This window comes from Roseibium sp. MMSF_3544 (assembly GCF_030732845.1).
In the GTDB taxonomy this organism is placed as follows: Bacteria; Pseudomonadota; Alphaproteobacteria; order Rhizobiales; family Stappiaceae; genus Roseibium.
The window spans coordinates 437374-462321 of record NZ_JASHKA010000001.1 but is presented as its reverse complement, the minus strand read 5'-3'; the positions used below and the strand labels follow the sequence as shown (position 1 = coordinate 462321).

The 24948-nt window shown below is 57.5% G+C and carries 27 protein-coding genes; 13 read left to right on the top strand and 14 right to left on the bottom strand.

All coding sequences use genetic code 11. The annotated features are described in order from the left end of the window. Positions 1 to 219: 219 nt before the first annotated feature. Positions 220 to 1290 carry a recombinase RecA gene (gene recA / locus RBB47_RS02075; protein WP_305984058.1) on the bottom strand — a complete coding sequence of 357 codons (1071 nt, stop codon included), beginning with the start codon at positions 1288 to 1290 and terminating at the stop codon, positions 220 to 222. Positions 1291 to 1609: 319 nt separating this feature from the next. Here recA and RBB47_RS02070 point away from each other — a divergent pair, with 319 nt between their 5' ends. The 7 genes from RBB47_RS02070 to RBB47_RS02040 all read left to right on the top strand — a co-directional run bounded on the left by RBB47_RS02070 (position 1610) and on the right by RBB47_RS02040 (position 9679). Further along, on the top strand, positions 1610 to 2533 hold the full coding sequence (locus RBB47_RS02070; protein ID WP_305984057.1) for a PfkB family carbohydrate kinase: 924 nt from the start codon (positions 1610 to 1612) through the stop codon (positions 2531 to 2533). Between the two features lie 111 nt (positions 2534 to 2644). Beyond that, positions 2645 to 3577, top strand: coding sequence for a pseudouridine-5'-phosphate glycosidase (locus RBB47_RS02065; protein ID WP_305984056.1), 933 nt, complete (start codon positions 2645 to 2647; stop codon positions 3575 to 3577). A gap of 415 nt (positions 3578 to 3992) precedes the next feature. Then, positions 3993 to 5195 (top strand): cell surface protein, encoded by a 1203-nt coding sequence (locus RBB47_RS02060; protein ID WP_305984054.1) that lies wholly within the window; start codon positions 3993 to 3995, stop codon positions 5193 to 5195. Between the two features lie 63 nt (positions 5196 to 5258). Then, the gene (locus RBB47_RS02055; RefSeq protein WP_305984053.1) at positions 5259 to 6194 is read left to right on the top strand and encodes a DUF6384 family protein; all 936 of its coding nucleotides are present in this window, start codon (positions 5259 to 5261) and stop codon (positions 6192 to 6194) included. A 37-nt stretch (positions 6195 to 6231) separates the two neighbouring features. Beyond that, positions 6232 to 7683, top strand: a complete 1452-nt coding sequence (locus tag RBB47_RS02050) for a hypothetical protein (protein ID WP_305984052.1) — start codon at positions 6232 to 6234, stop codon at positions 7681 to 7683. A 143-nt stretch (positions 7684 to 7826) separates the two neighbouring features. Beyond that, the gene (locus RBB47_RS02045) at positions 7827 to 8321 is read left to right on the top strand and encodes a hypothetical protein (RefSeq protein ID WP_305984051.1); all 495 of its coding nucleotides are present in this window, start codon (positions 7827 to 7829) and stop codon (positions 8319 to 8321) included. Positions 8322 to 8386: 65 nt separating this feature from the next. Beyond that, a complete protein-coding gene (locus RBB47_RS02040; RefSeq protein ID WP_305984050.1) occupies positions 8387 to 9679 on the top strand; it encodes an MFS transporter in 1293 nt (430 codons plus the stop codon). A 91-nt stretch (positions 9680 to 9770) separates the two neighbouring features. On the opposite strand, the gene RBB47_RS02035 is transcribed toward RBB47_RS02040, so the two are convergent. Next, a complete protein-coding gene (locus RBB47_RS02035; protein ID WP_305984202.1) occupies positions 9771 to 10205 on the bottom strand; it encodes a VOC family protein in 435 nt (144 codons plus the stop codon). 115 nt (positions 10206 to 10320) lie between these two features. Here RBB47_RS02035 and RBB47_RS02030 point away from each other — a divergent pair, with 115 nt between their 5' ends. Next, positions 10321 to 10914, top strand: a complete 594-nt coding sequence (locus tag RBB47_RS02030) for a TetR/AcrR family transcriptional regulator (protein ID WP_305984049.1) — start codon at positions 10321 to 10323, stop codon at positions 10912 to 10914. 141 nt (positions 10915 to 11055) lie between these two features. On the opposite strand, the gene RBB47_RS02025 is transcribed toward RBB47_RS02030, so the two are convergent. Beyond that, positions 11056 to 11475, bottom strand: coding sequence for a nuclear transport factor 2 family protein (locus tag RBB47_RS02025; protein WP_305984048.1), 420 nt, complete (start codon positions 11473 to 11475; stop codon positions 11056 to 11058). Between the two features lie 201 nt (positions 11476 to 11676). On the opposite strand from RBB47_RS02025, the gene RBB47_RS02020 reads away from it, so the two are divergent. Continuing rightward, positions 11677 to 12387 carry a DUF1287 domain-containing protein gene (locus tag RBB47_RS02020; RefSeq protein ID WP_305984047.1) on the top strand — a complete coding sequence of 237 codons (711 nt, stop codon included), beginning with the start codon at positions 11677 to 11679 and terminating at the stop codon, positions 12385 to 12387. A 63-nt stretch (positions 12388 to 12450) separates the two neighbouring features. On the opposite strand, the gene RBB47_RS02015 is transcribed toward RBB47_RS02020, so the two are convergent. Both RBB47_RS02015 and RBB47_RS02010 read right to left on the bottom strand, forming a co-directional pair. Next, positions 12451 to 13353, bottom strand: coding sequence for a DMT family transporter (locus RBB47_RS02015; protein ID WP_305984046.1), 903 nt, complete (start codon positions 13351 to 13353; stop codon positions 12451 to 12453). 106 nt (positions 13354 to 13459) lie between these two features. Next, complete coding sequence (locus RBB47_RS02010) at positions 13460 to 14041, bottom strand: TetR/AcrR family transcriptional regulator (protein ID WP_305984045.1); 582 nt, start codon at positions 14039 to 14041, stop codon at positions 13460 to 13462. An 82-nt stretch (positions 14042 to 14123) separates the two neighbouring features. Between RBB47_RS02010 and RBB47_RS02005 the strand changes: the two genes are divergently transcribed. After that, positions 14124 to 14597: a cupin domain-containing protein gene (locus tag RBB47_RS02005; protein ID WP_305984044.1), complete on the top strand. Its 474-nt coding sequence runs from the start codon at positions 14124 to 14126 to the stop codon at positions 14595 to 14597. A 173-nt stretch (positions 14598 to 14770) separates the two neighbouring features. Here RBB47_RS02005 and RBB47_RS02000 read toward each other — a convergent pair whose 3' ends face one another. The 7 genes from RBB47_RS02000 to RBB47_RS01970 all read right to left on the bottom strand — a co-directional run bounded on the left by RBB47_RS02000 (position 14771) and on the right by RBB47_RS01970 (position 20693). Continuing rightward, a complete protein-coding gene (locus RBB47_RS02000) occupies positions 14771 to 15715 on the bottom strand; it encodes an asparaginase (protein WP_305984043.1) in 945 nt (314 codons plus the stop codon). 214 nt (positions 15716 to 15929) lie between these two features. Beyond that, the gene (locus RBB47_RS01995) at positions 15930 to 17009 is read right to left on the bottom strand and encodes a hypothetical protein (protein ID WP_305984042.1); all 1080 of its coding nucleotides are present in this window, start codon (positions 17007 to 17009) and stop codon (positions 15930 to 15932) included. Beyond that, entirely contained in the window at positions 17006 to 17581 is a 576-nt protein-coding gene (locus tag RBB47_RS01990) for a helix-turn-helix transcriptional regulator (protein ID WP_305984041.1), read from the bottom strand. The genes RBB47_RS01995 and RBB47_RS01990 overlap by 4 nt, the downstream gene beginning before the upstream one ends. Positions 17582 to 17583: 2 nt before the next feature. Further along, complete coding sequence (locus RBB47_RS01985) at positions 17584 to 18552, bottom strand: isopenicillin N synthase family oxygenase (RefSeq protein ID WP_305984040.1); 969 nt, start codon at positions 18550 to 18552, stop codon at positions 17584 to 17586. 61 nt (positions 18553 to 18613) lie between these two features. Then, positions 18614 to 19192, bottom strand: coding sequence for a carboxymuconolactone decarboxylase family protein (locus tag RBB47_RS01980; protein WP_305984039.1), 579 nt, complete (start codon positions 19190 to 19192; stop codon positions 18614 to 18616). Between the two features lie 8 nt (positions 19193 to 19200). Continuing rightward, complete coding sequence (locus RBB47_RS01975; protein ID WP_305984038.1) at positions 19201 to 19947, bottom strand: amino acid ABC transporter permease; 747 nt, start codon at positions 19945 to 19947, stop codon at positions 19201 to 19203. A gap of 17 nt (positions 19948 to 19964) precedes the next feature. After that, entirely contained in the window at positions 19965 to 20693 is a 729-nt protein-coding gene (locus RBB47_RS01970) for an amino acid ABC transporter ATP-binding protein (RefSeq protein ID WP_305984037.1), read from the bottom strand. Between the two features lie 144 nt (positions 20694 to 20837). On the opposite strand from RBB47_RS01970, the gene RBB47_RS01965 reads away from it, so the two are divergent. Genes RBB47_RS01965 through RBB47_RS01955 form a run of 3 tightly spaced genes read left to right on the top strand, consistent with a single transcriptional unit; the run spans position 20838 to position 23036 of the window. Further along, positions 20838 to 21614, top strand: a complete 777-nt coding sequence (locus RBB47_RS01965; protein WP_305984036.1) for a transporter substrate-binding domain-containing protein — start codon at positions 20838 to 20840, stop codon at positions 21612 to 21614. Between the two features lie 52 nt (positions 21615 to 21666). Beyond that, positions 21667 to 22293: a glutathione S-transferase family protein gene (locus RBB47_RS01960; RefSeq protein WP_305984035.1), complete on the top strand. Its 627-nt coding sequence runs from the start codon at positions 21667 to 21669 to the stop codon at positions 22291 to 22293. Continuing rightward, positions 22290 to 23036, top strand: a complete 747-nt coding sequence (locus tag RBB47_RS01955) for a creatininase family protein (protein ID WP_305984034.1) — start codon at positions 22290 to 22292, stop codon at positions 23034 to 23036. Before RBB47_RS01960 ends, RBB47_RS01955 begins: the two co-directional genes overlap by 4 nt. A 164-nt stretch (positions 23037 to 23200) precedes the next feature. On the opposite strand, the gene RBB47_RS01950 is transcribed toward RBB47_RS01955, so the two are convergent. Both RBB47_RS01950 and RBB47_RS01945 read right to left on the bottom strand, forming a co-directional pair. After that, positions 23201 to 23935: an SDR family NAD(P)-dependent oxidoreductase gene (locus tag RBB47_RS01950; protein WP_305984033.1), complete on the bottom strand. Its 735-nt coding sequence runs from the start codon at positions 23933 to 23935 to the stop codon at positions 23201 to 23203. 79 nt (positions 23936 to 24014) lie between these two features. After that, the gene (locus RBB47_RS01945; RefSeq protein ID WP_305984032.1) at positions 24015 to 24890 is read right to left on the bottom strand and encodes a peroxiredoxin; all 876 of its coding nucleotides are present in this window, start codon (positions 24888 to 24890) and stop codon (positions 24015 to 24017) included. Between the last annotated feature and the right edge of the window lie 58 nt (positions 24891 to 24948).

Genomic DNA, 24948 nt, shown 5'->3' with positions numbered 1-24948 from the left:
GGCAGCAGAACCGTTTAAAGGTCCGCGCCGGAACAGCCTTTTAACTTTGACCTCAAACCCTGTCCAGCAGTTGCGCGCATCCGGACATGAGTTCCGAGATCAACAGGCTGATATTCAACGCGGCCCAAAACGAAAAGAGCCTTCTCCCGAACTGGAAAAGGCTCCTTCAAAGCCGGCCAGCCCGACAATCATTGACGGGCCAGAGGCGGTAAATCCGTCCTAGTCTTCCATGACCTCTTCGACACCGTCCGGATCGATGATCGCTTCGGCGATCAGACCGGCATTCTGGCGAATGGCAAGTTCGATTTCGCCGGAAATTTCCGGATTGTCCTTCAGGAACTGCTTTGCGTTCTCACGCCCCTGCCCGAGGCGCTGGCTGTTATAGGAGAACCACGAGCCGGACTTCTCGACCACATTGCCCTTAACGCCAAGATCAATCAGCTCGCCCATCTTGGAAACGCCTTCGCCATAGACGATGTCAAATTCGACCTGACGGAAAGGAGGTGCAAGCTTGTTCTTGACCACCTTGACCCGGGTCTGGTTGCCAACCACCTCGTCGCGGTCCTTGATCGACCCGATGCGGCGGATGTCGAGGCGGACGGAGGCATAGAACTTCAGCGCGTTGCCGCCGGTCGTAGTCTCCGGAGAGCCGAACATCACACCGATCTTCATGCGGATCTGGTTGATGAAGATGACCATCGTGTTGGACTTGGAGATCGACGCGGTGAGCTTGCGCAGAGCCTGGCTCATAAGCCGGGCCTGCATGCCCGGCAGGCTGTCGCCCATTTCGCCTTCAAGCTCGGCCTTGGGTGTCAGCGCAGCAACGGAGTCGATGACAAGCACGTCAATCGCGCCGGAGCGGACCAGCGTGTCGGCGATCTCCAGCGCCTGTTCGCCGGCATCCGGCTGCGAAATCAAAAGATTGTCGATGTCAACGCCGAGCTTGCGAGCATAGAGCGGATCAAGCGCGTGCTCCGCATCGACAAAGGCACAGATGCCGCCTTCCTTTTGCGCTTCGGCAACCGTGTGCAGCGCCAGGGTCGTTTTACCTGAGGATTCCGGCCCGTAGATCTCAACGATACGCCCGCGCGGCAGTCCGCCGATACCAAGTGCAATATCGAGACCGAGGGATCCGGTTGAGACCGACTGGATCTCAACGGCCTGTCCCTGCCCCATCCGCATGATGGATCCCTTACCAAAGGACCGTTCGATCTGGCTGAGCGCTGCGTCCAGCGCTTTTGTCTTATCCATCTGGCTGCTTTCTACGAGACGAAGTGAATTTTGCGACATGGCTCACGCTCCTTATTCCACGATGGACGCGTTGTTACAATGGAAGCGTTTGTACACTTTTTGTTCTCAAAATGCAAGAGCGCAGAACAGTCTGGTATTTCAATAGAAATCACCGTTTGTTTCCAGTATGTTCCACTTGGCAAGGCGAGAGCATACCCTAGCGTCAGAAAACAATGGAAACAGTTTGTGATTCTGTCTTTTGGGAGAATCATCTCCCCTTACCGCCACAGTTGCCGACTGCAAGACGATCTGATAGCCCGCCTCCCAGAGACGTATTCAGTCCGGGTGTTCACCGGTGCTAGAGGGAAGCAGCAGGTCCTTGTCCTTGAAACCCGCCAGTCGTGTCATTGCCATCGGGGCGATCCACCAGGATACGATTGCCCATGCAGTGGTGCCTATCGACCGGGAAACGTCCACGCCCTCCCGCTTCGCGTCAAAGCCCGGCGGCGTTGCGACCAATGTCGCGCGCGCGCTCGCCCGCCTCGGCACCCGGACAACGCTGATCGGCACTGTTGGAGACGACACTGCCGCGCAAGCGCTTCGGAACCTGCTCACAAGGGACGGGCTCGAGCTGGCGCTGATTGAGCGGCCCGGATATGCAAGCGGGCAGTATCTTGCCCTGCACGATCCTGACGGTAGTCTTGCTGCTGCCTGCGTGGACGATCGTGTCCTGACAGACGCTCCACCGGACCTGTTCGACAAGTCTATCGAAACCGCAGCGGTGCCGGAGGACCAGGACCGGATCTGGTTCCTTGACGCAAACCTGCCGGGAGAGATGCTGCAGCATGTCAGCAGGCGGATCCGCCCGGAGTTTCTCATTGCCAACGCCGTCTCCGATGCAAAGGCCCCTCGCCTCCGGTCAATTCTGGGCGAACTAGACTGTCTGACGCTGAACAAAAGCGAAGCGGCCGTAATCACCGGGGAGCCGCAATCAGCGCCTTTGGAACAGCTTGCCGAGGTTCTGAGCGCAACCGGGGTAAAAAGCTTCGTTCTGACCAACGGCAAGGACGACATGCTTATCTATTCGGGGCAAGGTCTGGAACGGCTCTCTCCGCGACGCACCGACATTGTAGACGTGACCGGTGCCGGCGATGCACTGACAGCGGGGCTCATCGCCGCGCTTGCACGGGGCCATGCGTTCAAAGACGCTGCCCGCTACGGCGGGTCTGCCGCCGCACTGACCTTGACCAGCACCGGCGCTCTTGCCGAAGACTTGTCGTGGCGTGCGCTTGAAAACTTTTGACCAGATGGACAAATTGAAATCTTGGCGCACTTCCGCCATGCCCCTATAAGGACGCCGACAAAAGCGCCGATCCTGAATTCGGTGACAGCCGCAAGAAAAAGGCCTGACCACGTGACACATTCTGCCGACGCGACCGCCCTCCAAGATCTCATCGCCTATAATGAAGAGGTCCGCGACGCGCTTGGCACAGGCAAGCCGGTGGTAGCGCTGGAATCGACGATCATCACCCACGGCATGCCGTTTCCGCGAAACGTCGAAACCGCACGGCAGGTGGAAGCGGACATTCGGACCGAAGGCGCCGTGCCCGCGACAATCGCAATCATGGACGGCAAGATCCATGTCGGCCTGAACGATGATGACCTCGACCGGCTTGCGCAGGCCAAAGATGTCATGAAGTGTTCGCGCGCGGATCTGACTTTCGCGCTCTCAGCCAAGCTCTACGGAGCGACGACCGTCGCCGCAACGATGATGGCCGCGCATCTGGCCGGGGTGAAAGTCTTCGCGACCGGCGGCATTGGCGGCGTTCACAAGGGAGCGGAAGAGACGTTCGACGTCTCCGCAGACCTTGACGAGCTGGCTCGCACACCGGTCTGCGTTGTTTCTGCAGGCGCAAAGGCGCTGCTCGATATTCCAAAGACACTGGAAGTCCTTGAAACAAAGGGCGTGCCCGTCATTGCCTTCGGAACAGACGAGCTTCCCGCCTTCTGGTCGCGCAACAGTGGTTTGAAAGCCCCATATTCTCTCAACACAGCAGCCGAAATCGGAGCGCTCTTGAAGACGCGGGAGAAGTTTCCGGATCATGGCGGCGTTCTGATCGCCAACCCGGTTCCCGAAGCGATGGAGATCCCGCGCCAGGAGATGTCGGGTTATATCGATACGGCGATCAGGAAAGCCGAGGCGCAGAACATCCGGGGCAAGGACGTCACCCCCTATGTGCTGGGAGCCATTCTGGAGCTGACCGACGGGCGCAGCCTTGAAACCAATATCGCCCTGGTGCGCAACAACGCCCGCCTTGCGGCAAAAATCGCGGCCGCACTCGTCTGATTACTCCCTCGTCGGTCCGCACGATGTCGATGCCGGCTCGACGTCCTGATATCAGCACGGTTTTGTGTCCGATCGCCTGCGATCTTCGGGCAATCGGGATCTTGCCCACGAAAAACAGCCATTTCGAAACGGCGACTGGCCGGAGCCACGTCAGTTGCGCGAATTTTTCAAAAGCCTGAAACGCTGAATTGCGGCAGCGAAACAAATTTGTCGCAAAGCAAGCTTAAGGCTTATCCGGAGTTTGGTAAGTCCGCGCCAAGGACCAGGAGCGCGTTCGCCAAATTACCGTAAGCCGTTGACAGAGCGGCGTTAGCCTGCCCTTACTTGCGGCACAAATTTGTGAATGGAATGACGGGGCGGCCTGATCACACAGGTTGATATCAAGAACAGGGCCGTTTCGCAGAGGAGGTCGGACATGACAGACGCGTCAACGCCAGAAACCACGGAAAATGCAGCGCCTGCGGGCAGCTTTTCACCGCTTCAGTATCTCGACCGCGCGCTGTCGACATTGCGCGATATAGGGATTACGCCGGAATCGGAGCAGGACGCGCCTATCAACGCCCTTCTGGAACAGATTTCCGACCTGTCGCCGGACAAGGTTCTGGTGATCTCGCGCACGCTCAGCCAGGCGTCCAATTTCAACGAAGTTGTCCGCACGCAGGTCCAGCAAATGGATATCGGCGAGCGCTACGAGGAAATCACGAACGCGTTCAACTCCATCCGCGACGATGCCAAGACACTTGTCGACCAGCTCGCCGACGGAAAGATATCTTTTACGGAAAACCTCTCCAACAAATGGCGCGACATGCGGCGCGGCACCATCTCCGACCGGTTCCAGGATATCAGGGGAACCTACAAGGAGGTTGCCCATGCTACCAAGGATCAGATCGAACGCGAACAAACCATCCTGGAAGCCTATCGCGACTTCCGCGGCGCCCTCAAACAGGCGGAAGTCACGGCGCTCGAACTGCTGAACATGGCAACGGAAAGACTGAACGGGAAGAAACTCGCCCTTGAAACCGCCTCGAGCGACGTTGAGGCCTATGCGGGCGATGACCCGGCACAAAAGGCCCGCCTGGAGCTTTCGCGCGATGAGAGAATGCGCGAGATGCAGGACGAGGAAAAGCGCTATCAGATCGCCAAGGACCTCTCGGACAACCTGACCGTCGGTTACAACACGTCTGAAGTGATCATGGCGCGCCTGGTGCAGACCACCAATGCCAAGGAACGTGTCTACGCACAGTCGGTCAGTTTCTTCTCGACAAATGAATCGGTGCTGACCGCGCTGAATGCCTCCTTTACAGGCCTGCAGGGTCTGCACGAGTCCACCGAAACGCTGAACGCCATGAAGGAAGGCATCAACAAGAGCCTGGAAACCCTGGCCGAAATCGGTGATGCGGTTCAAAAAGAGGCGTTGAAGGCAGGTTACGGGCCGACAGTTGCTGCAGCCTCCGTCAAGAAGCTTGTCGACTCCGTCGTCAACTTCCAGGTCCAGTCCCGTGAAATCATCTCCGAAATGCGGGACATGTCGACCAAAAACTCCGAGGAAATCCGGAACGCGGTCGAAGACGGCAAGCGCCGGCTGGCGAAGCTGACCGCGCAAGGTCAGGGCCTCTGATCCACAAAAAATGAAGCGGGCCGGTAAAGTGCCGGCCCGTGCAAATTGAAAAGACAGGTATTGATGGCTCGAACGGCTGACAAATCCGACGCCCCGCTCGATGATCTCATGATGGCCATGGACGTGGTCGACACGCTGCGTCACGAAGAAGGCCAGGTCGCCAGAGAACTGAAAGCGGACGAGCGCGATGCCGCAATGGTGGAGCGGCTCCGCCAGGTTTACGCCTCGCAGGGCATCGAGGTGCCCGACCACATCCTGATAGCGGGTGTTGAGGATCTCAAGCGGGACCGTTTCGTCTATTCGCCGCCGAACACCGGATTTCAGCGCACGCTGGCAATGGTCTATATTTCCCGCGGCACCTGGTCGAAATGGCTTGCCGGAGCTGCTGCGGTCCTGATCGTCGTGGTTGCCGCCTGGTATTTCCTGGTCGCCCTGCCCGAACAGCGCGCTGCTGCGGACCTGACCGCTCGCCTGGAAGCCCTGCCTGCGACCTATTCGGAACTCGTGGAACGTATCGGAACCCTCACCGACGATGCCGGCATCGAGGCTTCAGCCCAAACCCTGGCCGACGACGGCCGCCTTGCACTTCAGGACGGCAACAACGAGGCAGCCTTCAAGGCGGAGATCGATCTTCGCGTTCTTGCAGGCCAGCTCCAGCAGGTGTTCGAAGTCCGGATCATCTCGCGGGAAGGTGAGCCGACCGGCCTGACGCGCATTCCGGATGCAAACACCAGCAGCGAGAACTTTTACATCGTCGTGGAGGCAATCGATCAGGATGGTAACGTCCTGAAACGCGACATAGTTTCGGAAGAGACGGGCCGGACCGAAAGCGTTGAAAAATGGGGGCAACGGGTCTCGGAGCCCATCTTTGACGCGGTCCGCCGTGACAAGATGGAGGATGGTATCGTTCAAAAGGGCGTTCTTGGTGAAAAGCGTCGCGGCGAACTCGACATCAAATGGCGCAGCGGCGTCCAGGACGGAGCGATTACGACATGGTAGCTGACACCAATCCGTCCGCTGTTCCGGAGGTCACCTCATGCTGACCGGACGGCAAACCATTGGCACGATTGAACAGTCCCTCGCCGATCTCAAACGCGAAGAGGCCGAACTCAGCAAACGGATCGAACGCTCGACGAGAGCCCTGACCGATCTTCAGGAACGGCAGAGCGAAGCCTACCGGGATCTGGCACGATTTCGGCTCGATACCGACGCGGCCGGAACGCTGAACACGCGGCTGGACAGCGCGGCACGCGAAGCAAGGCGGCTGCTCGACAAGCGTAATGATGACTACAAGGTCCTGACCGAGCAACTGCGCCAGCTTGAGACCGACCGCGGCCAGCAGCAAAAGAAACGCCATGAGCTCGATGCAGCGCGCGATGCTGCAGAAAACCAGATGGATGAGCTGATGGAAGCGGTCGATGGCCGTCTGGAAAACGACGACGCCTATCTCGCGCAGCGCGAAAAGACCGAGCGCGCCATTGCCACGGCAGATGCCGCTGCAGACAAGGCCGGCACGTCCGAACAGGACCGGCAGGACAAGGGCAAAGCGTATGAAGCCGATCCCCTCTTTATTTATTTGTGGCAGCGCGGCTACGGAACACCTGACTATGATCATCGGGGGCTGACAAGAAGCCTCGACCGCTGGGTTGCCGGGCTGATCCGCTACGAAGGTGCCAGAGCAAACTATGCAATGCTGACCGGCATACCCGAGCGCATGGCGCGGCACGCCGAGCGGTGCGCCGAGATTGCGGAGGAGGAAGAGGAAAAACTCGCCGAATTCAGCCGTAATGCCATGACGGATGCGGCCGGCAGCGACCTGGTTGGCTCGATCGAGACCTATTCAAGCGAGATCGATGAGATCGATACCAATCTGGAAAAGCTGGATCGCCAGGTGGATACGCTTTCCAACGCGCTGGCAGAGTTTTCCAGTGGCGAGGATGCCGATTTCCAAAAGGCTGAAGAGCACCTCTCCGTCTCTTTGAAGGCCGATGACCTGAACGATCTCTGGCGCGCTGCCGTCGATACACCCTCGCCGGAAGACGAAAAGATCGTGCAGCGGATTGAGGACTTCAGGGATCGGGTCGAACAGGTCGCGCGGGAAATCCGTCAGGACCGCGAACTGCAACGGGATATCAGCCGCCGCAGGGGCGAACTCGCAGATGTGATCAAGCGGTTCCGCTCCAAGGGTTATGGAAGTTGGGACAGCACGTTTTCCGATGACAAGCTCACCACCGTCCTTCTTGGTGAACTCGTCAAGGGAGCCATCTCCGGGGCCGACTACTGGGCGCGGGCAGAACGCTCTCACAAACGCCGAAAACCGCGCGGACGCAAGGTCGCCTTCCCGAACGGGACGGGCTTGCCCAAATCGATGGGCGGTTTCGGTGGCGGCAGACGGCGCTCCGGCCGCGGCGGTCAGTTCGGCGGTGGCGGCTTCAAAACCGGTGGAGGTTTCGGCGGCGGCGGCTTCAAGACGGGCGACCAGTTCTAGGCTCAGGACCGGGACATACCCTCAGGAAATCGGGTGACGAAGCGTAAAGTTAACGCAGTTTTGTTGTCTATCGGGCAGTTCATGGACTAAAACAGGGTTAACACCGGCATCTGAAACAGGCTTTTTGAAATTCGGACCTCACCATGCGACAGATCGTACTCCTCAGCCTTTGCGCCTTCACGCTCGCAGCGTGCCAGTCCAGCTCAAACCAGTCGGCCTCGCTTGGCAACCAACCGGCCCTTTCCGTGCCTGCCGGAGCCCAGAGCGTAAACATTGCCGCAGATCCGACGACAGTCCGGTCCGCCCTGGTTTCAAGCGCACAGGAGCGCGGCACGTCGGTGCTTCAGAACCAACCCAACATGGTGGTTCTGGAACGCCCGATGGCCGGTGAGAACCCGGCGCTCGATTCCGAATTCGGTCCCTCCGACAATGGTGACCGGGTGATCCGTATCCGCGTGCGCTTTACCGGGTCGCAGTGCCAGACACTTGCGGTTCAGGATCTGGCCGTCATCAACAACGTGCGCACTGCTCTTGAACAAAGCTTCGTGCTGCCAGGCAACCCGAACACGATGCAGAGCCTGCAGGGTTTGAAATCCCGCGCCGAGCAGAACAGTTCCTGCCCGAGGGTCGCCTCCTAGATTTTTCGCGGCCGACCTGCGAACATCCTTCCCCGAGACAGGTCGAGACCGTTCTTGGGGGGAACATGCTCGCGCGCATAGCCTTGCTGCTGGTGGTGATTGTCGATCTAATGGGCCAGGGGCTCATATTTCCGATCATCAACTCGCTTTTGATCGACCCGACCTCGACTTTTGTTGCGAAAGACACGTCGGGCTCCACCCGAAACCTTTACTACGGCATCGTCAGTGCCGCCTTTTATCTGTTCTGGTTTTTTGGCGCCGCCTACATTTCCAAGCTTTCAGACTATATCGGGCGCAAGACGGGCATCGTCATCTGCCTGGCCGGGGGAATTGCCGGTTATGTCCTGACGATCCTGGCGATTGAATTCTCAAGCCTGTGGCTGCTGATCGTCGGCCGGGCAATCTCGGGCTTCACCGCCGGAAATCAGCCGATTGCACAGGCGGCCCTGATTGATATCAGCCGCAACGACCAGGAAAGAAGCGCGAACCTTGGCTATATCGTCGGTGCTTCCGCGCTTGGCATGATGATCGGTCCGCTGCTGTCCGGTCTTTTGAGTGACAGCGCCGTGGTCGGTTCCTTTGCGTCCTTGAAACTCCCCTTCTACGCCGCCATCGTGCTCGTTTCGGTGACGCTGATCCTGATCGTGACGTCCTTCTTTGACGTTAAAAAAGCGCGCAAGAAGATCGATTTCGGGCTCTCCGAAGTGTTCCTGACGATCTACAGGGTCAAGGACTATCCGGTCGTTCAGAAACTGTCCTTCGCCTTCTTTTTCTTTCAGATCGGCCTGAACGCCTTCTTCATCTACATTGAGGACTATCTGATCGAGCGGTTCCAGTTCACCACCTTCGAAAACAGCGGGATCCTGTTTCTCGTTGGCGCATCCATCATGATCGGCGGCACGGTTCTGGTCCCCTCCATCAGCAAGCGTTATCGCAAGATCCCCACCATTGCTGCTGCCGCTGCCATCATGTCCGTCTTCATTTTGCTGTTCATGGTCAACCCTGTCCCGGTCCTGAGCTTTGTGCTGGTCGTGCCGGTGCTGCTCGCATTCGGGCTTGGCTACCCGACTTTTCTTGCGCTCTTTTCCGCAAGCGTCGACGACGATCACCAGGGTTGGGTCATGGGCATCACCATTGCCTGGTTCTGCCTCGGATCCGGTCTCATCTCCATTTTGGGAGGCGCGCTGATGTCCGTCAGCATCTATCTGCCCTTTACCCTTGGCCTGGTGAGCTTCGGTATTGCGCTGACGTTTATCTTCACGCTCTGGCGTGCCGCCGACGTGCAGGCGCTTGATCCGGCACCAAGCAAAGAAAGCCTGGACAATGCGGTGGGCGCGGACGACAAGGCCGATCTGTAGAACAGCATTTTGCCCAACTAGCCTTCGGTCGGGAAGCTGCTTTGGCCTGGAACATTGCGGGTTCAAGCAGCCCCGATTATTCCATCTTTGCCTAACGGCCTTCGGGCACCGCTTCCGGTGAATACTGGGCCAGAAACTCGGCGCTTGGCGGGATCGGTGTGATGATGTCGATAAGCACGCCATTCGGATCCCGTGTGATGAAATGGCGCTGACCGAAGGGTTCATCCCTCAGGGCCAGAAGGATCGGCAAGCCGGCCGCTTTCGCCCTTTCATAGGCTGCATCGACATCGGCGATTTCGAAATTCAGAAGCATCCCGGCAACGTTTTGGCCCCGCCCCTCTGCAGGGATCGTTTCATGGCCCTTGTCAAGGATCGCCAGATTGACCTTTTCGTCCTGCTGTGATTGCAGATGCACGTACCAGTCCGCCTCAAAGGCCGGTTTGAAGTCCAGATTGTCCTGATAGAACTTCGCCGTTTCGGCCACATTATCGGTCATGAGAACCGGATAATACTGGGAGCACTTCATCATTTTCTCCTGGTTTTCGGCCGCTGCCCGGTCTCGGGTCCAAAGCGACTTCACACACACAAAAAATAAACATACAATCTGTATGTAAGATTCAATTAACATACAGGCTGCATGTATGCAAGACGGAAAAACACGGCGAACCCAAGCCGAACGACGGGCGGAAACACGGCAGGCGCTTCTGGAAGCAGCGCGACGGCTCTTTGTCGAAAAAGGATATGCGGAAACCGGCACACCGGAGATTGTCAAAGCCGCAGAGGTCACTCGCGGGGCGCTTTATCATCACTTCAGCGACAAGGCAGACCTCATGCGCGCACTGGTGCGCGGCGAAGCTTCTGCGGTCGCAGCCGAAATCGATTCGCAAACCGATACGAACCAAGCCGCCCTTGAGGCATTCATGTCGGGTGCAAAAGCCTACTTTTCAGCGATGTCGGTTCCCGGTCGCGCAAAAATCCTGCTGCTGGAAGGACCGGCCGTTCTTGGCACAGCCGAAATGAGCGAGATCGACCGGGAGACCGGCACGGCCGCTCTGCTGGAAGGGCTTCAGCATGCAGCCGGTCAAGGCGCCTTGAAAAACGTCCCGCTGGAGCCCCTCGCCGATCTCCTGTCCTCGGCGTTCGACCGGGCGGCACTTGCCATTGCCAACGGCGAGGACCGGAAAGCATATGAGACCGCGACGTACAGGCTGCTCGCCGGTGTTTTGGACCGCTAAGTTCCCGGAAGCGGCAACCAGACTACTGGCAGAAATGTACTTATGACCTCGAACTGACAACGAGGCACATCAATCACTTGCAGGCTGTTCGGCCCGAAATGCGTGCTTGCAGCACGAGCTTTCGGACGTCCGCCCTTGAGGTCAACCGCAGGCGCCCGCGATCAACCCGGCCGTATCGTAAAATTCAAAAAAGAAAACGATCTTGCCGTCCTTGAACTTGATGTAGTCAAGTTTTGGCGTGTCGATACGCTTGCCGGTGTTTTTGTTTGTCCAGGCGGTTGAACCGAATGCGCAGATCCGGTCTCCATCCACGACATAGTCGTCAACCGTGTAGTGCTCCATCGACCAATCGGCCTTCAACCCCTCAAGATACTGGGCCATCTCCTGCTTGCAGGTCCTTGGAGCGGTAAATTCGACAGACGGATCCTTCGCCATGGCAAGCGAGCGAAAGTTGATGTTCTCGTCGACAAGCGCAAGCCATTCGTCCACGCTCTCTCCCTTGCTCTCGTCCCAGAGCTTGTAAGCACGTTTCAGCGCAATCAGGTCCTTATTCTCAGTCATGACACTACCTCCCGGCAAAAGTGTCGCGTGTGTCCACCCGCAACCACCCTCTAGAGTATACACCCTAACGCAACCTGTGATAGTTTTTTTCGGATAGGCACATCGGATGCAAAATCAAAGAAGCTCCAAAATGTCGGCCCTGCCCCATTCCTGACTCAGAATCGGCATATTGCTGAGTTGGGCGAGAGTTTTGGATGGCGGATGAAACGGCGTGACTTTCTGATCGGGGCCGGATGTGTCGCAGGAGGCGGTCTTGCGACGGCGGCAATGATCCCCGGGCACTTGGAAGCCGGATTGCAAATGGCGCAGAACGCCATCGACAATCGCAAGGAACCTCTCGTCCGGATCACGTTCCAACGTGACCTTGCTCAGCCGGAGCCCTGGGCGGAAAAGCTGATCGCAGCGGCTGAAAATCAGATCGGTATCACTCTTATCTATGATCCGGCCTATGTCGGCCTGAGTTTTCCAAATGGCGATCTTCCCCGCGAACGGGGTGTCTGCACCGACGTTGTCATTCGCGCTTACCGCGATGCCTTCGGATTTGACCTTCAGCAGGAGGTCAACCAGGACATGAAATCCAATTTCGCCGCTTATCCGAAAATCTGGGGCCTCAAACGGCCCGACCGCAATATCGATCACCGGCGCGTTCCGAACCTTCAGACGTTTTTCAAGCGCCTGGGAGCTGCCCTGCCCGTCAGCGACCAAGCCGGAGATTACCTGCCGGGCGACGTCGTCTCGCAAATGCTACCCGGCAATCTGCCTCACATGGGAATTGTTACGCAGTATCGCTCACAGGATGGCGAACGGCCACTGATCATCCACAACATCGGCGCCGGAACAAAACTTGAAGACAGCCTGTTCGCTTTTCCAATCACAGGCCGCTACCGCTTCAAGCCGGGCATCAGCAGCTAAGGCTTTTGCCGCTTCGCCGGAGCAGCGGACGATGCCTTCACCAGAAATCCATCAGTGACGCTGTCAATCAGTCTCCTGTGGTCGGCGCGCCTGCCCGCTCACAAGCTGCTCACGCCACATCATGTAAAGGCCGGAGCCCACAATCAGGGCAGCCCCGGCAAGCATGAGCAAGCCGGGGCGTTCGCCGAACACCACGACGCCCGCTATCACCATGAAAATGAGCCGTGCATAGCGAAAGGGTGCGACGACTGAGAGGCTCGTTGAGCGAATGGATGCGGTGAGCAGCAAATACCCCAAGGACCCGAAAAAGATCATGGACAGCAGCAAAAGCCAGTCTGCCTCCGGTGGCAGAAAGGTGCTTCCGTCCAAAACGATCCATGCCATCGAAAACGGGAGGGCCGCGGCTGCTGAATAGGCCGCGAGGCTCGCAGATGCCATGTCTGACGGGGTCATGCGCGTCGTCAGATCACGAACAGACAATCCGATCATCGACAAGACCGCCCAAAGGGACGCGGCATCGAACCCGTCGGCACCCGGCTGAACGATCATGAGGACGCCAACAAACCCGAGAACGATCGTGCTCCATCGACGCCAGCTCACAGTCTCTCCGAGGAACACAACGGCTCCCAGCGCAACCAGCAAGGGGGTGGCCTGTATGATCGCGCCGACCATGGAAAGCGGCACATGGGCCAGAGCCATCACCATCCCGACCATTGCAACGACTTCAGCAAGATACCGGACGAGCAGGACGGGTGCGAAGACCCGGCGGTCTCTCAACCGCGCACCCTGCACCTTGGCCATTGTTGAAAACAGGACCAGGCCGCCGGCCAGAAGCAAAAACATGACTTGCGCAGGCGACACGAGGCCCGCTGCCAGTTTGATCAGCGTATCGGCAACCGCGAAGGCGCCCATGGACAGAACCATCAGGATGATGCCGCGTATATTCGACTCGGTGGTCTGGCCCATATCGTTGCGTTGAATCTTTGCAGGTTTTTTCTCGTGGGCCGCAAGTGTGCTTAAATTCTCAGGCTCGGCAATGGGCCAAAGCCTACAATCGGTTCGCTCGTCGCAGTTATCCGGTTTTGAGGTACTGGTTGAGGAGCGCGTCGAGGGTCCCGCTCAGCAACTCGTCGGCAGTCGCGTCGTCGACCCGCAAAATGTCCTTTTGAATGATAACCTGCTCAATTCCCGTAAGCATCGAAAGACGATAGGCAAGATCTTCGATCTCTTTTGCGCTCATGATGCCCTGAACGGGATCGAGCGCTTCGGTAAATGCCGCTATGCGGCGCCCTCCCCGAAGCTCAGCATCGGTTTTCTTTTGCCAGGCTTGCATTGTCTTAGCGAGAAACTGGCGGAAGAACCCCTCGTGTTCACGTGAGATTGCAGTGTAGTAGCTTGCAACGCTGTGAACTCTTTCTCGCGGATCGACGATGCCGTCGAGGAGTTCCGCCGTGGGTGTGACCTGGAAATCAAGAGAAGACTCAGCGGCCAGCACGGCCGGATCCGAGAAATAGCGGTAGACGGTGGCGCGACTGATATTGGTGTCTTTCGCGACCCGCGCCAGTGTCAGTTCCTTACCTTGTCCCATCAAGCGGCGGGCGGACGCGAGGAGTTCGGCGCGGGTACGGTTCTTTTGGGCTGTTCTAGGGGCCATTTTTTCTTAATGATACACTTGTCTCATAACAGGAACTATGTATTATAAAGAGACAATTGTCATAGTAAAGGAGTTCGTAGCAATGACCGCCTCGCGTCCACGCATTTATCATCTCCTGGGCAACCTTCTGACATTCCACGCCTTTCCCTCCGAAACCGGAGATCGCTATACGATCGTCGAGATCAAAACCGTCCCGGGCGCGGGTGCGCCGCCCAATCACCATGCCGGTGAAGATGAGAGTTTTTTTGTTCTCGAGGGCGAATTCGAGTTCTTTGTTGCCGGAGAAGTGAAAAAAGTAAGCGCAGGCGATTTCATCAAAATACCGGATGGCGCCGTCCACGCATTTACGTGCACAAGCGAGGCTCCAGGCCGGCTTCTGGGCATCAACGCGCCGGGATTGATGCACGACATCTTCTTCACACAAGCCGGAGATGAAATGCCTGAAGGAACCACTGAGGTTCCGGCACCCGATGCTCCCCCGGATATTCCCGCCATAATGGCGGTCGCACAAAGGGCGGGAATGACCATTCTAGCTCCCGAAGAAGTGCCCGCCTAAAGACACGCCTCAGAAGCTGGTCTTCAGCCGATAAAAAGGCTGGCGTTTCAAAGTTTCGCGTCCTGTAACTCGCCTACAAGGGAGCTGTGACCTTGGCCGACGATTTGCAGTCGGACCCGCCGTTACTCCAGAAGGCCTTCCCGTTTTCAGATCTTCTTTGGGGTGACCTCTTTCTAAAACTCACCGGCAACTGAGGTTTCGAGAAAGCTCTTCTGTTGAACCAGGGTGGCATGAATGGAAAGGGCAAAAACCATCTTTGCGTATGCAGCCTCGAGGGTCATTTCACGCCCGTCGATGACGCCACACTCAACCAGCACAGCGCCTGCAGCATAGGTTCCGAGCGCGATCCCGCCTTCCGGGCATTGGCTGACAGCCAGGACCGGAACGCCTCTTCCCGCTGCAGCGACCAAAGCCTGACGGAATGTCGGTGTTTCCGGGACGGTGCCCGAGCCGTAGCAGCGAAGCACGAGCCCGTCGCATTCGCTCGTTGCAAATTGAAGGACGCCTTCCATCATTCCAGGTGCCACGGCAACAGTGGCCACTTTCGCCGATCTTGCAGCATGGCGCGTAAGGTTTGGTGAGGACCAGATCGGCAGGACGTCGCTTGCCATCGACCCAAAAGCATCATGCCTTCGGGAATGGGTTTTGTAGATACGCGCGCCATGCAGTCTCTGACCGCTAAAATAGACCCAAACGCCGGCAGGGGCTTCGACAACGCATTGAAAGGCTCCCAAAAGGTTTGCCACGGCGTCATTGCCTTCAACCGTCAAGGGCAGCATGGATCCTGTTAGCACGACCGGCTTGTCGAGCCCCTCCAAGGCAAAGCAAAGCGCTGCCGACGTATAGGCCAAGGTGTCAGTGCCATGTGTTATGACAAATCCCTCGTAGCGCTCGTGACAGTCAGCAATCTGCTGCGCAACCCGATTCCAGTCCGCAGGCGTCGCGTTTGCGCTATCGATCAAGGGAGAAAGAACGCAGACATCGATATCGAGGCCTGGAAAACTGTCACGGACTTGACGGTTCACGAATTGTTCGACAACACCGGCTTTGGGCTCGAAGCCATGCGAGCTTTTGACCATGCTGATCGTGCCACCCGTGTGAATCAATAAAATGGTCATATGGCTCTCTTGGAAGCTGACGAGCGGAGTGGCAGAACACGGCGTCAAAACATGCAAGTCGACGCCTGGAGCCTCACCTTCAATATCCGCGTTTCCTCGATTTGAAAACTCCAGGGCCGGTAAGTAAACGACGCAGAATTTCCGACCGTCGAGAAAAAACCTCCGTTTTCCAGAAGCTTGAGATCACTGCCCCTCGCGCTGCCGCGATCCTAACCTACTGCGCGAGGCCGATCGGACGGCCCTGGTCTGCAAGAAGCGTCGACAATTCCGGCCACGCCTTGATCGCGGCGGCTGTTTGTTCAAAGTTTTGCGGCTGCAAGCGTCCATCATGCCACAAGGACGTCCCGTCGAACGCAATTGTCGGGTCCAGGACCATCCAGCAGATCTCACCCGGCGGCGAGCTGCCGCAGGTATGAAAGTGCAAAAAGCGCGGGCTTCCAAAAATGTTGTTCGACCAGCGGTCCGGATCGTCATCGACATCGCTGTCGTAAAAGCACGCCGGATGAATGCCGGCATGCCATGAGTGGATGGCATTTTTGTCGAGGCCAAACTGATCCGAGACCCTCGTGTAGTGATCTTCGATTGCCTTGATGTCTTGCCTGTTACCCTCAAAACCGGCAATGCGTCCCTGGTCGACATGCGCCATGACAACGCTGCCAATACGAACGGATGCAGGCGAATAAGACCGCGAACCGGTCGGTGTCAGCCAGCGCGCCAGCGCCACCTTGCCGCTGAGCGCGCGCGTGAGCACGGGTTGCGGCACGCAAAGGGGAAATCTCTTGACCGATACCTCGCCGTCGACCTCATCCTCCATCTCGACACGGCCTTCCAGGTGCGTGCCCAGGGGACAGCTGATCGAGACGCGATCCGATGCACGTGCGACTGCGTCGACAGACTTCTTCAGCGCCACCATGGCGTCATGGTCGGTTGCCGCATAGGCCGATGTCAGCGATTTTTCATCGCGCGCATAAAGCATCGCGACGTTCTTGCCCGGCAGTTTGTCAACAAACCGGTCCTGGTCACCGACCCGGGCGAGATAGACGATCGTGTCGTTCGCTGCCAACTGCTCTTCGTAATCTGCAGGAAGTGGTTCGTCAGGTCCGTCGACATGAGCTGTCGAGACACGGCATCCCAAGTCTTCAAGCGCTTTCTGGATCAGCTTGGAAGCAGCGGCGTCGTACCAGCCAAGTGTCGGATCTTCGCAGACGATCAGGGCGGTGCCGCCCGGCTTCACCTTCATGCACTTGTTTAGCAGATTGCCGACACCATCCGCTGTCTTGAAAGGCTTGTTCATCGCTGCACCTCGGCCTGCACCGTCAGGAACCTGAATTCCGGTGTTTTGACGGACAGGATCCCGTGTCGCATTTCGGCATCGACACAGATGCTGTCCCCTGCCCGCAAAGGGAATTCCTGTTTGCCGTAGCCATACACCGCCTCGCCCTCAAGCGCGTGAACGAAGACAACGCCGCTGCCGACGTAGACCGGCGGAACCGCATCCTGGCGCTTGAGCGTCACGATACGGGCACCGAATTGAAGATCGCGCCGCAGATGGACGGCGAGATTTTCAAATTCATGAACATGCTCGTCCACGATCCGTGTTGATTTGAGCCCTGCACCGCTTTCGACATAGGTGTAGTCCGTGTGATCCGATGTCGTTTCGCGAAACAGGCTGACCAGGGGAACTTTCAATGCAGCGGCCAATGCGCTCAGCGTTGAAATCGACGGAGAAACTTGTCCGCTTTCAATCCGGCTTATCATTGCGCCCGAAACGCCGGACAACTCGGCAAGATGCCTGGCGGAATATCCGTTCCGGGTTCTGAAATCCTTGAGGGCGGCACCGATCGCGCCGTCAATGTCATTGTCCATAATCACTCGGTTTTGCGGTAGGCGAAGGCCCGGTCGAACCGCCATTGAAGGTAGTCCCCGCACGTAATGGCGTCTTCAACGGGTGCGTGATCATCGCCATAGATATCGCGTGCGTCAATCATGGTTTCCGGGTTCGGATCAAAGGCCAGAACCAGCGACAGACGCTCCTTCCCGGAACTGTTCACGACCCTGTGCGGTGTTGATTTGTAGGCACCGCCTGTCCACCTGGCCAGAAGGTCGGCAACATTCACGACCAGTGTTCCCTCAATGGGCGGCGCTTGCAGCCAATCGCCGTTGATATCTTCAACCTGGAGACCGCCGACAGCATCCTGGCACAACACGGTCAACACACCGAAATCGGTATGGGGCCCAACGCCGAACTGGTCAGCGCCCATATCTTCCGGCTGAGCAGGATAGTAGACGAATGACGCCCGGCTTAAGGGACGTGAGGCTGTTTTCAGGAAAAACGATGCATCCAGTCCGAGCCCAAGCGCGAAACCTCGCATCAGGTGATGCGCCACCTCATGGGCTTGGCGGAAATAGTCCATTGCCGCCGGTTCCAGGCCCGGAAGGAATGCGGGCCATTGGTTGCGGCCTCTGAGCGGATGGTCGGCAACGGTGTCGCCGTTATCGTCCTGCATGCCCCAGACGAAGCTCTCCTTCAGATCCGCTTTCAACTTGTCGCCCATCTTGGCCCCGCCCGACGCGAGCCATCCGCGATGGCTGGCGGAGACACGAACGGTTTCCTTTTGCTCCGGGGAGCTTCGAAAGAAGTCGAACGCAAGGTTGCGCGCCGAAGAGATGCAGCTCTCAGGGATGCCATGCCCGCTGATATAGATGAATCCGAGACCGGTGCTGGCTGCATGAAGGGCTCTTGCCACCGAATGCGGGTCGGTTCCGTCACGCAAGGACGTGATGTCGACGACCGGGATCTCGTTCGAGTCCATGGGTTTGGCTTCAGCGTAGACCATTTTTGTTGTCCATTATTGGAAAGAATTTTGCATACTACGCAAAATTTTTATTCATATGCAACTATTCTGATGCGTAATACCCGACAATGTCGCCATCTGTGGTGACCCCGAGGCCGTTCAGGTGCCTGTTCACATAGTTGAAATAGCCGATGATCTGGTTGGCCTCCAGGATCTGGCCGTCATCCGCGCCAGCATCCCTCAGGGCATCGACGTCGGACTTGGTCATGTCGGCAGGGCGCAGCGTGAGCTTTTCCGCGTATTTCAAGAGCTCCAGTTCAAGGCCAGAAAACACCTCTTCCGGACACTTTGCATTGAGCGCCTTTTCTACCTGATCCGCTCGCGCCTCATCACCGATCAGATGGCGCGCGTTTGCCCAATGATTGGCGAGCGAATACGGGCAGCCGTTCAGGATCGAGACATAGGAAGAGATTGTTTCCTGGAGCCACTCCGGCAGCGTGTTGGCGTCATCGTGCAAGGCTGCCCTGTAAAGGATGACATGGCCCTTCATGGTGTTTGGCCGCAGCGAGTGCACGCGCATCACGTTATCGACCGTGCCGTGCGGCGTACGCGCAAGCTTCAGCATCTCCATCAACTCGGCGTCTGCATCCTCGTCGGAGATCATTTCGATCCAGGCTGCCATGGTTTCTCCTAACCGCGTTGATCCGACTGTAATTTGCGCTCCAGCCAGCGTACACCGGCGGAAACGAGCAAGATCAGGACCAGGTACTCAAGGACGAGCACCGTGTAGATTTCCAGGGGTCTGTACTCAACAACGACAAGTTCGTTGGCTTTGCGGGTCAGCTCCTGCATTCCGATCACGGAGACCAGCGAGGACATCTTCAGCATGTAGACAAGCTGGTTGCCGAGCGCCGGAAGTATCCGCCGTACCGCCTGCGGAAGAATGACATAGACCATCGTGTCGGTGTAGCTGAGCGAAATGGAGTGCGCGGCCTCGTATTGCCCCTTGTCGATGGACTGAATGCCGGCACGAAAGATCTCCGCTTCAAAGGCACTGTCGGACAAGGCAAGCGCAATCACACCGGCCCAGAACACCGTGATCGTGAGCCCCGTCATTTGCGGCAGACCGTAATAGACCCAGAGGATCAGAACCAGAATGGGCACCGCCCTGACCAGCTCCACATAAACACGGTTGAACCGCCTCAAAGCCCGGTTGGAAGACAGGCCGGGCAACGCCACGGCGAGGCCGAGGACGATCGAAATCACGATTGCCGTGAAGGACAGCAGCAAAGTGTAATAAAGCCCGCTAAGGAGAAATTTGAGATTGTTCAATCCTGCCGGCACGGTCGGATCGACCACATACCATCCCCAGTTGCCGGAGCATCCGGTGAGCAGCAAGGCGAGGCAGCAAAGACCTGCAAGTCGGCAGAATGTCATCCGGCCCTCTCCCTGTCTCAATGCGCGAGGATTTTTGAAAGAAAATCCCGGCACCGTTCGGTCCCGGGATTGCTGAAGAACTGTTCCGGCGGTGCCTTTTCGACAATCTCGCCGTGATCCATGAACACCATCGTGTCCGCGACGCGTTTCGCAAAGCCCATTTCATGGGTGACGCAGATCATCGTCATGCCGCTGCCGGCCAACTCGCTCATGACGTCCAGCACCTCATTGATCATTTCCGGATCAAGCGCGGATGTCGGCTCGTCGAACAGCATGATTTGCGGCTCCATGCACAAGGACCGTGCGATCGCGACACGCTGCTGCTGACCACCGGAAAGCTGCCGGGGATATTTGTCGGCCTGCTCCGGGATGCGCACACGCTCCAGGTAGGACATTGCCAGCTTGTCGGCATCCGATTGCGACAGTTTCCGCGTTCTGAGCGGCCCGAGCGTCAGATTTTGCTTCACGGTCAGGTGCGGAAACAAATTGAACTGCTGAAACACCATGCCGACGGACGACCGCACCGCACGCAGGCTGGCGTTGGTGTGTGTCAACTTGTGTCCCGCGACTTCAATCAGCCCATCATCGTGACGCTCGAGTCCATTGATGCACCGGATCAGCGTTGACTTGCCGGAGCCGGATGGTCCGCACACCACCACCTTTTCTCCCGTAAGCACTTCAAGTGAAACGCTTTTCAGGGCGTGAAAGTCTCCGAATTTCTTTGAAATATTTTCAACTGTGATCATGGCTTTCACGGACAAAACGATTTTGCCTAAAAGGAAGTCTTGACCATTAGTTAGTCATGCATTTGAGTGTAGTGCAATAAATTTATCACCTAGCAAAACTGCAGTGCACAAAGTACCATCGCCTCACCATAAGAGGAGAACGGCATGAAACTGATCAAAACAACAGTGACGCTTTGCTTCCTGGCATTTGCCACCCTTCCAGCATCTGCTCAGTCGGCACTCAACGATATTCTGAACAATGGTGTTCTTAAGGTCGGCACCACCGGCGACTGGAATCCCATGACGATGAAAGACGTCGCAAACAACACCTACACCGGCTATGACATCGACGTCATGACGGAACTGGCCAAGGACCTCAACGTCGAGGTGGAATTCGTTCCGACGGACTGGAAAACGCTGGTGAGCGGCGTCACCGCGGGCAAATATCACATCACCGGATCAGCCTCAGTTTCTCCGGCAAGGGCAAAGGCCGCCGGATATTCGACATCCTATTTCTCGCTGGCGACGGTTCCGCTGATCCTTGAAACCAATGCGGACAAGTTCAAGGATTGGGGCGATCTCAACAACGGCGACGTCACCGTGGCGGCAACGCTCGGCACAACACAGGAAAAGCAGGTCAAAGAGTTTTTCCCCGATGCAAAACACCAGATTGTCGAGGCACCTGCCCGTGACTTTCAGGAAGTTCTGGCAGGACGCGCCGACGCGCACATCACATCCAATGTGGAAGCGCTGAAGCTGGTGGAAAAATATCCGCAAATGATGATCGTGCCGGTCTCCGCCCCCAAGGCGCCAACACCGATCGCAATGCTGCTGCCGCAGGACGACCAGGTTTGGATCAACTACGTCAACACCTGGATTGCGCTTAAGGAAGAGCGCGGGTTCTTCGATGCCCTGGGCAAGAAGTGGCGCCTCAAGGAATAACGACTGAACGCAAGGACAAGGGGCGTCCACCATGCGGCGCCCCTCACCTCGAATGTTGAAGCTCTTCGCGGTTCCCATAAGCCTTTATTGTGCCAAGCTGCGCATTGTGCTCCGTCACAAGCAACTGGAATGGGAAGAAGTGCTCCCTCCCGGCGGCTACGGATCTCAGGCGTATAAGGACCTCGTCCCCGGTGGCAGCCTTCCCGCCTTGGAGCATGACGGCGAGTTGCTGAGCGACAGTGAAGCAATTGCCGAGTATCTGAACGAGGTCTGGCCGGAGCCCGACATGTTGCCGGGAAACAGTCTCGAACGGGCAAGGCTCCGCGAGCGGTCTCGATTTCACGACACCCGGCTCGAGCCGGCTGTGCGCGCCCTCTTTCCGATGATCGGACGCGCGCCAAACGCACAAGCTGTTTCCGAAAAGTGGCAGGCCTTGTCCGAAAGACTGGCACAGATGGAAACACTCCTTCCGGCAGCCACGGCAAAGCTGACACTTGCCGATTGCGGTTTGCCGGTGACGTCGATGTGGATCGAAGAACTCACAGATTACTTCCGGATGGACCCGATCCTCAGTCCCGGTCTCCGGCACCATCTTAAGAACTTACACGCGCACAAGGCCGTTTCCGATGAGCTGTCCCAATATGGACCCCGTCTCAAGACATGGATGGCATCCAAATGAGGCTTGATCTCGCCAGTTGGCTTGAGGTGGAAACCTATCTTGAGCAAAACCGGACCATCATCCTGCCTGTCGGCTCGACCGAGCAGCACGGCCCCATGGGCCTGATCGGCACGGACGCGCTCTGCGCCCAGACTATCGCCCGGCTAGCCGGAGAGAGAACCGGAACGCTTGTTGCGCCCACACTGGCCTTGACGCCTGCACCCTTCAACACCGCGTTTCCGGGCACAATTTCGGTGTCGGCGGCAACATTTAAAACAATGGTGTCGGAGATAATTTCATGCCTGCACGGTCAAGGATTTGAACGGATCTATTTTTTCAACGGCCACGGCGCAAACCTCGTACCGGTCGGCCAGGCCGCCAGCGAGGCAGAAGTAAGTGCCGGTGACAGATTGGAGATCCGAATTCGTTCCTGGTGGGACTTTGAAGCCGTGAACAAACTCCGCAGGGATCTTTATGGCGACTGGGAGGGCATGCACGCGACGCCTTCTGAAGTCGCGATCACTCAAGCAACCCACCGTATTCTGCCGCCGGGCTCGGCAACAGAGCCGCCGCGGAAACTGTCGGCAGACTACATCAGGGCCCACGCGGGTGACCGGCACGGCCCTCCTGACGAACACCGCCGCACCTTTCCGGATGGCCGCGTGGGATCGCATTCAGCGCTGGCAACACCAAAACACGGCAAGGCCCTCATCGAGGCGGCAGTGACCGGTTTTGCCGAGGACCTGAATAGTTGGGCGCGCTGAGCTGACGCGGTGAAATTCAGGTGCCCATATCGCCAGTCGTGTTCGATTGGACCAACCAGGTTCCTGAAATAGCCGGCTTCCAATTTTAGCCGGCTCGAGGGACGCTTTAGTCTGATCGACTTTAAATCACCCCCAGCGCGATCAGCTGTTTCGCACGGTGTAGTTTAAAGCGCCATGCCGCCATCAACATCGATCGCGGCGCCGGTGATGAAGCTGGCCTGATCGCTCGCAAGAAAGGCCACGATATTGGCAATCTCGGAGGGATTTCCGTACCGCTTCAATGCTGTCAAAGCCGATACAGGTTCGAAGAACGGTCCCGCCGCAGGATTGAGATCGGTATCGACAGGGCCCGGTTGGATCGCGTTGACCAGTATGTTGCGTGCTCCCAGATCTCTCGCCCACCCCTTCACCAGCGCTGTCGTCGCGGCTTTGGTCGCACCGTAAGCGGCAAAGCCTTCAAACGGCATCCGCTTTGCGTTTACCGACGAGATCACGATGATGCGGCCACCGTCCGGAATATGAGGAACTGCGGCGTGGGTTCCTGCATAGACCGCATCCACGTTAATTGCGGATTGCTGGCGGTAGGCATCGAAATCGAAATCGGTAATCGGGCCAGTGCGAAAGACACCGGCGTTGTGGACCAGAATATCGATGTGGCCGAAAGCATCGACTGTTTTGGCGACCGCGGCTCTGGTCTGCCCGGGATCGGCCGCATCCGCTTGGATAGCAAGGGTGTTTGGGCCGAGGCGCGAGGCCAGATCTTCGGCTGTAGCCTGATTGCTGACATAGGTGAAGGCCGTTTTGACGCCCTCGGAAGCCAGACGTTCAACGATCGCTGCGCCAATACCGCGCGCGCCGCCAGTCACGAGAGCTGTTTTTCCCTGGAGATCATAGGTCATTTGATAGTCACTTCGAATTTGGAGGATTGTAGCCGCGCCGCGGCCGTGAGCCGCGGCGTCAGATGGGGGGACGACCGCATCAGGCGGCGAACCGCGTCGCACCATTCTTGTCTTCAAATACAGGTAGGAAGGTGTCGGGATGCGGACGAACGCGGTAGTTGTCGGTCTCGTCACCGAACAGAACGTTCCCGTTCGCATCGAGCGCGATCACCGTCGCCATGACAGTGTCAGCCGGGTAGCCAGGCATGCCCGAAGGCGCACCGCCGATATCTTCGATACCGAGTGCCCTGGCAGCTCGTAGGTCTTGGTCCTGAAAGATCTCGAAGTGATCCGGCAGCTTCAGATCCTTGGCGAGTTTGGTCGAGTTCTCAATGCCCTGGTTGGAGACGAATTTGACCTTTACACCTGCCTTTGCAAGGCGATCTGCTTGCGCCCGAACTTCCTTGAGCTGATTCATGCAGAACGGACACCAGTTGGCGCGGAAGAACACGATCAATGTTTTTTCGCCAACAAACGACGCCGTTGTGGTCCTGGATGTGTCGAGGCGTTGCAGGGGAAGCTCAGGCAGCGCCTTGCCTTTCATAATGGCGGCGCTTTTCTTGCGGCCGTAGTCGGAAAAGATCCAGATATACCACTGCATTGTGAGCACGCCGAAAACCGTGATCCCAAGTGCCGCATACTCAAACAGTGTCGACGGGCCACCGCGGGTGTACATGACGAAGGCAACCTGCGCCAAGGCGGCAAAGCTGATCAGCTGGAGAATCGGGAGGCGTTTGGAGGTCCGCGCTATGCCGAATGTCTGGCTGAGCACCATAAGGAAAAACGGCATCGGGAAAGTGGCGAAGAATGCACCGATCCAGATCGGATCGTAATTCGACCACCAGAACATGACACCAGAACCGACGCCAGAGAGGAGATTCAGCATGATGTACGGGAGGATAAGTTTACCTTTCATAACAAGATTTCCTTCGATTTCCGAAATTCAGCATCAAGTCGGGACAGTTGAGCGAGAC

Bases quoted from the DNA above. Each gene is read 5' to 3' on its own strand.
- RBB47_RS02055 (WP_305984053.1), top strand. From the start codon at position 5,259: ATGGCTCGAACGGCTGACAAATCCGACGCCCCGCTCGATGATCTCATG.
- RBB47_RS01970 (WP_305984037.1), bottom strand. From the start codon at position 20,693: ATGATCACAGTTGAAAATATTTCAAAGAAATTCGGAGACTTTCACGCC.
- RBB47_RS01975 (WP_305984038.1), bottom strand. From the start codon at position 19,947: ATGACATTCTGCCGACTTGCAGGTCTTTGCTGCCTCGCCTTGCTGCTC.
- RBB47_RS02040 (WP_305984050.1), top strand. From the start codon at position 8,387: ATGCTCGCGCGCATAGCCTTGCTGCTGGTGGTGATTGTCGATCTAATG.
- RBB47_RS02050 (WP_305984052.1), top strand. From the start codon at position 6,232: ATGCTGACCGGACGGCAAACCATTGGCACGATTGAACAGTCCCTCGCC.
- RBB47_RS02010 (WP_305984045.1), bottom strand. From the start codon at position 14,041: ATGGCCCCTAGAACAGCCCAAAAGAACCGTACCCGCGCCGAACTCCTC.
- RBB47_RS01950 (WP_305984033.1), bottom strand. From the start codon at position 23,935: ATGACCTATGATCTCCAGGGAAAAACAGCTCTCGTGACTGGCGGCGCG.
- RBB47_RS02025 (WP_305984048.1), bottom strand. From the start codon at position 11,475: ATGACTGAGAATAAGGACCTGATTGCGCTGAAACGTGCTTACAAGCTC.
- RBB47_RS01995 (WP_305984042.1), bottom strand. From the start codon at position 17,009: ATGAACAAGCCTTTCAAGACAGCGGATGGTGTCGGCAATCTGCTAAAC.
- RBB47_RS01990 (WP_305984041.1), bottom strand. From the start codon at position 17,581: ATGGACAATGACATTGACGGCGCGATCGGTGCCGCCCTCAAGGATTTC.
- RBB47_RS02000 (WP_305984043.1), bottom strand. From the start codon at position 15,715: ATGACCATTTTATTGATTCACACGGGTGGCACGATCAGCATGGTCAAA.
- RBB47_RS02005 (WP_305984044.1), top strand. From the start codon at position 14,124: ATGACCGCCTCGCGTCCACGCATTTATCATCTCCTGGGCAACCTTCTG.
- RBB47_RS02060 (WP_305984054.1), top strand. From the start codon at position 3,993: ATGACAGACGCGTCAACGCCAGAAACCACGGAAAATGCAGCGCCTGCG.
- RBB47_RS01965 (WP_305984036.1), top strand. From the start codon at position 20,838: ATGAAACTGATCAAAACAACAGTGACGCTTTGCTTCCTGGCATTTGCC.
- RBB47_RS01985 (WP_305984040.1), bottom strand. From the start codon at position 18,552: ATGGTCTACGCTGAAGCCAAACCCATGGACTCGAACGAGATCCCGGTC.
- RBB47_RS02015 (WP_305984046.1), bottom strand. From the start codon at position 13,353: ATGGGCCAGACCACCGAGTCGAATATACGCGGCATCATCCTGATGGTT.
- recA (WP_305984058.1), bottom strand. From the start codon at position 1,290: ATGTCGCAAAATTCACTTCGTCTCGTAGAAAGCAGCCAGATGGATAAG.
- RBB47_RS01980 (WP_305984039.1), bottom strand. From the start codon at position 19,192: ATGGCAGCCTGGATCGAAATGATCTCCGACGAGGATGCAGACGCCGAG.
- RBB47_RS02030 (WP_305984049.1), top strand. From the start codon at position 10,321: ATGCAAGACGGAAAAACACGGCGAACCCAAGCCGAACGACGGGCGGAA.
- RBB47_RS01955 (WP_305984034.1), top strand. From the start codon at position 22,290: ATGAGGCTTGATCTCGCCAGTTGGCTTGAGGTGGAAACCTATCTTGAG.
- RBB47_RS01945 (WP_305984032.1), bottom strand. From the start codon at position 24,890: ATGAAAGGTAAACTTATCCTCCCGTACATCATGCTGAATCTCCTCTCT.
- RBB47_RS02045 (WP_305984051.1), top strand. From the start codon at position 7,827: ATGCGACAGATCGTACTCCTCAGCCTTTGCGCCTTCACGCTCGCAGCG.
- RBB47_RS02020 (WP_305984047.1), top strand. From the start codon at position 11,677: ATGAAACGGCGTGACTTTCTGATCGGGGCCGGATGTGTCGCAGGAGGC.
- RBB47_RS01960 (WP_305984035.1), top strand. From the start codon at position 21,667: ATGTTGAAGCTCTTCGCGGTTCCCATAAGCCTTTATTGTGCCAAGCTG.
- RBB47_RS02035 (WP_305984202.1), bottom strand. From the start codon at position 10,205: ATGAAGTGCTCCCAGTATTATCCGGTTCTCATGACCGATAATGTGGCC.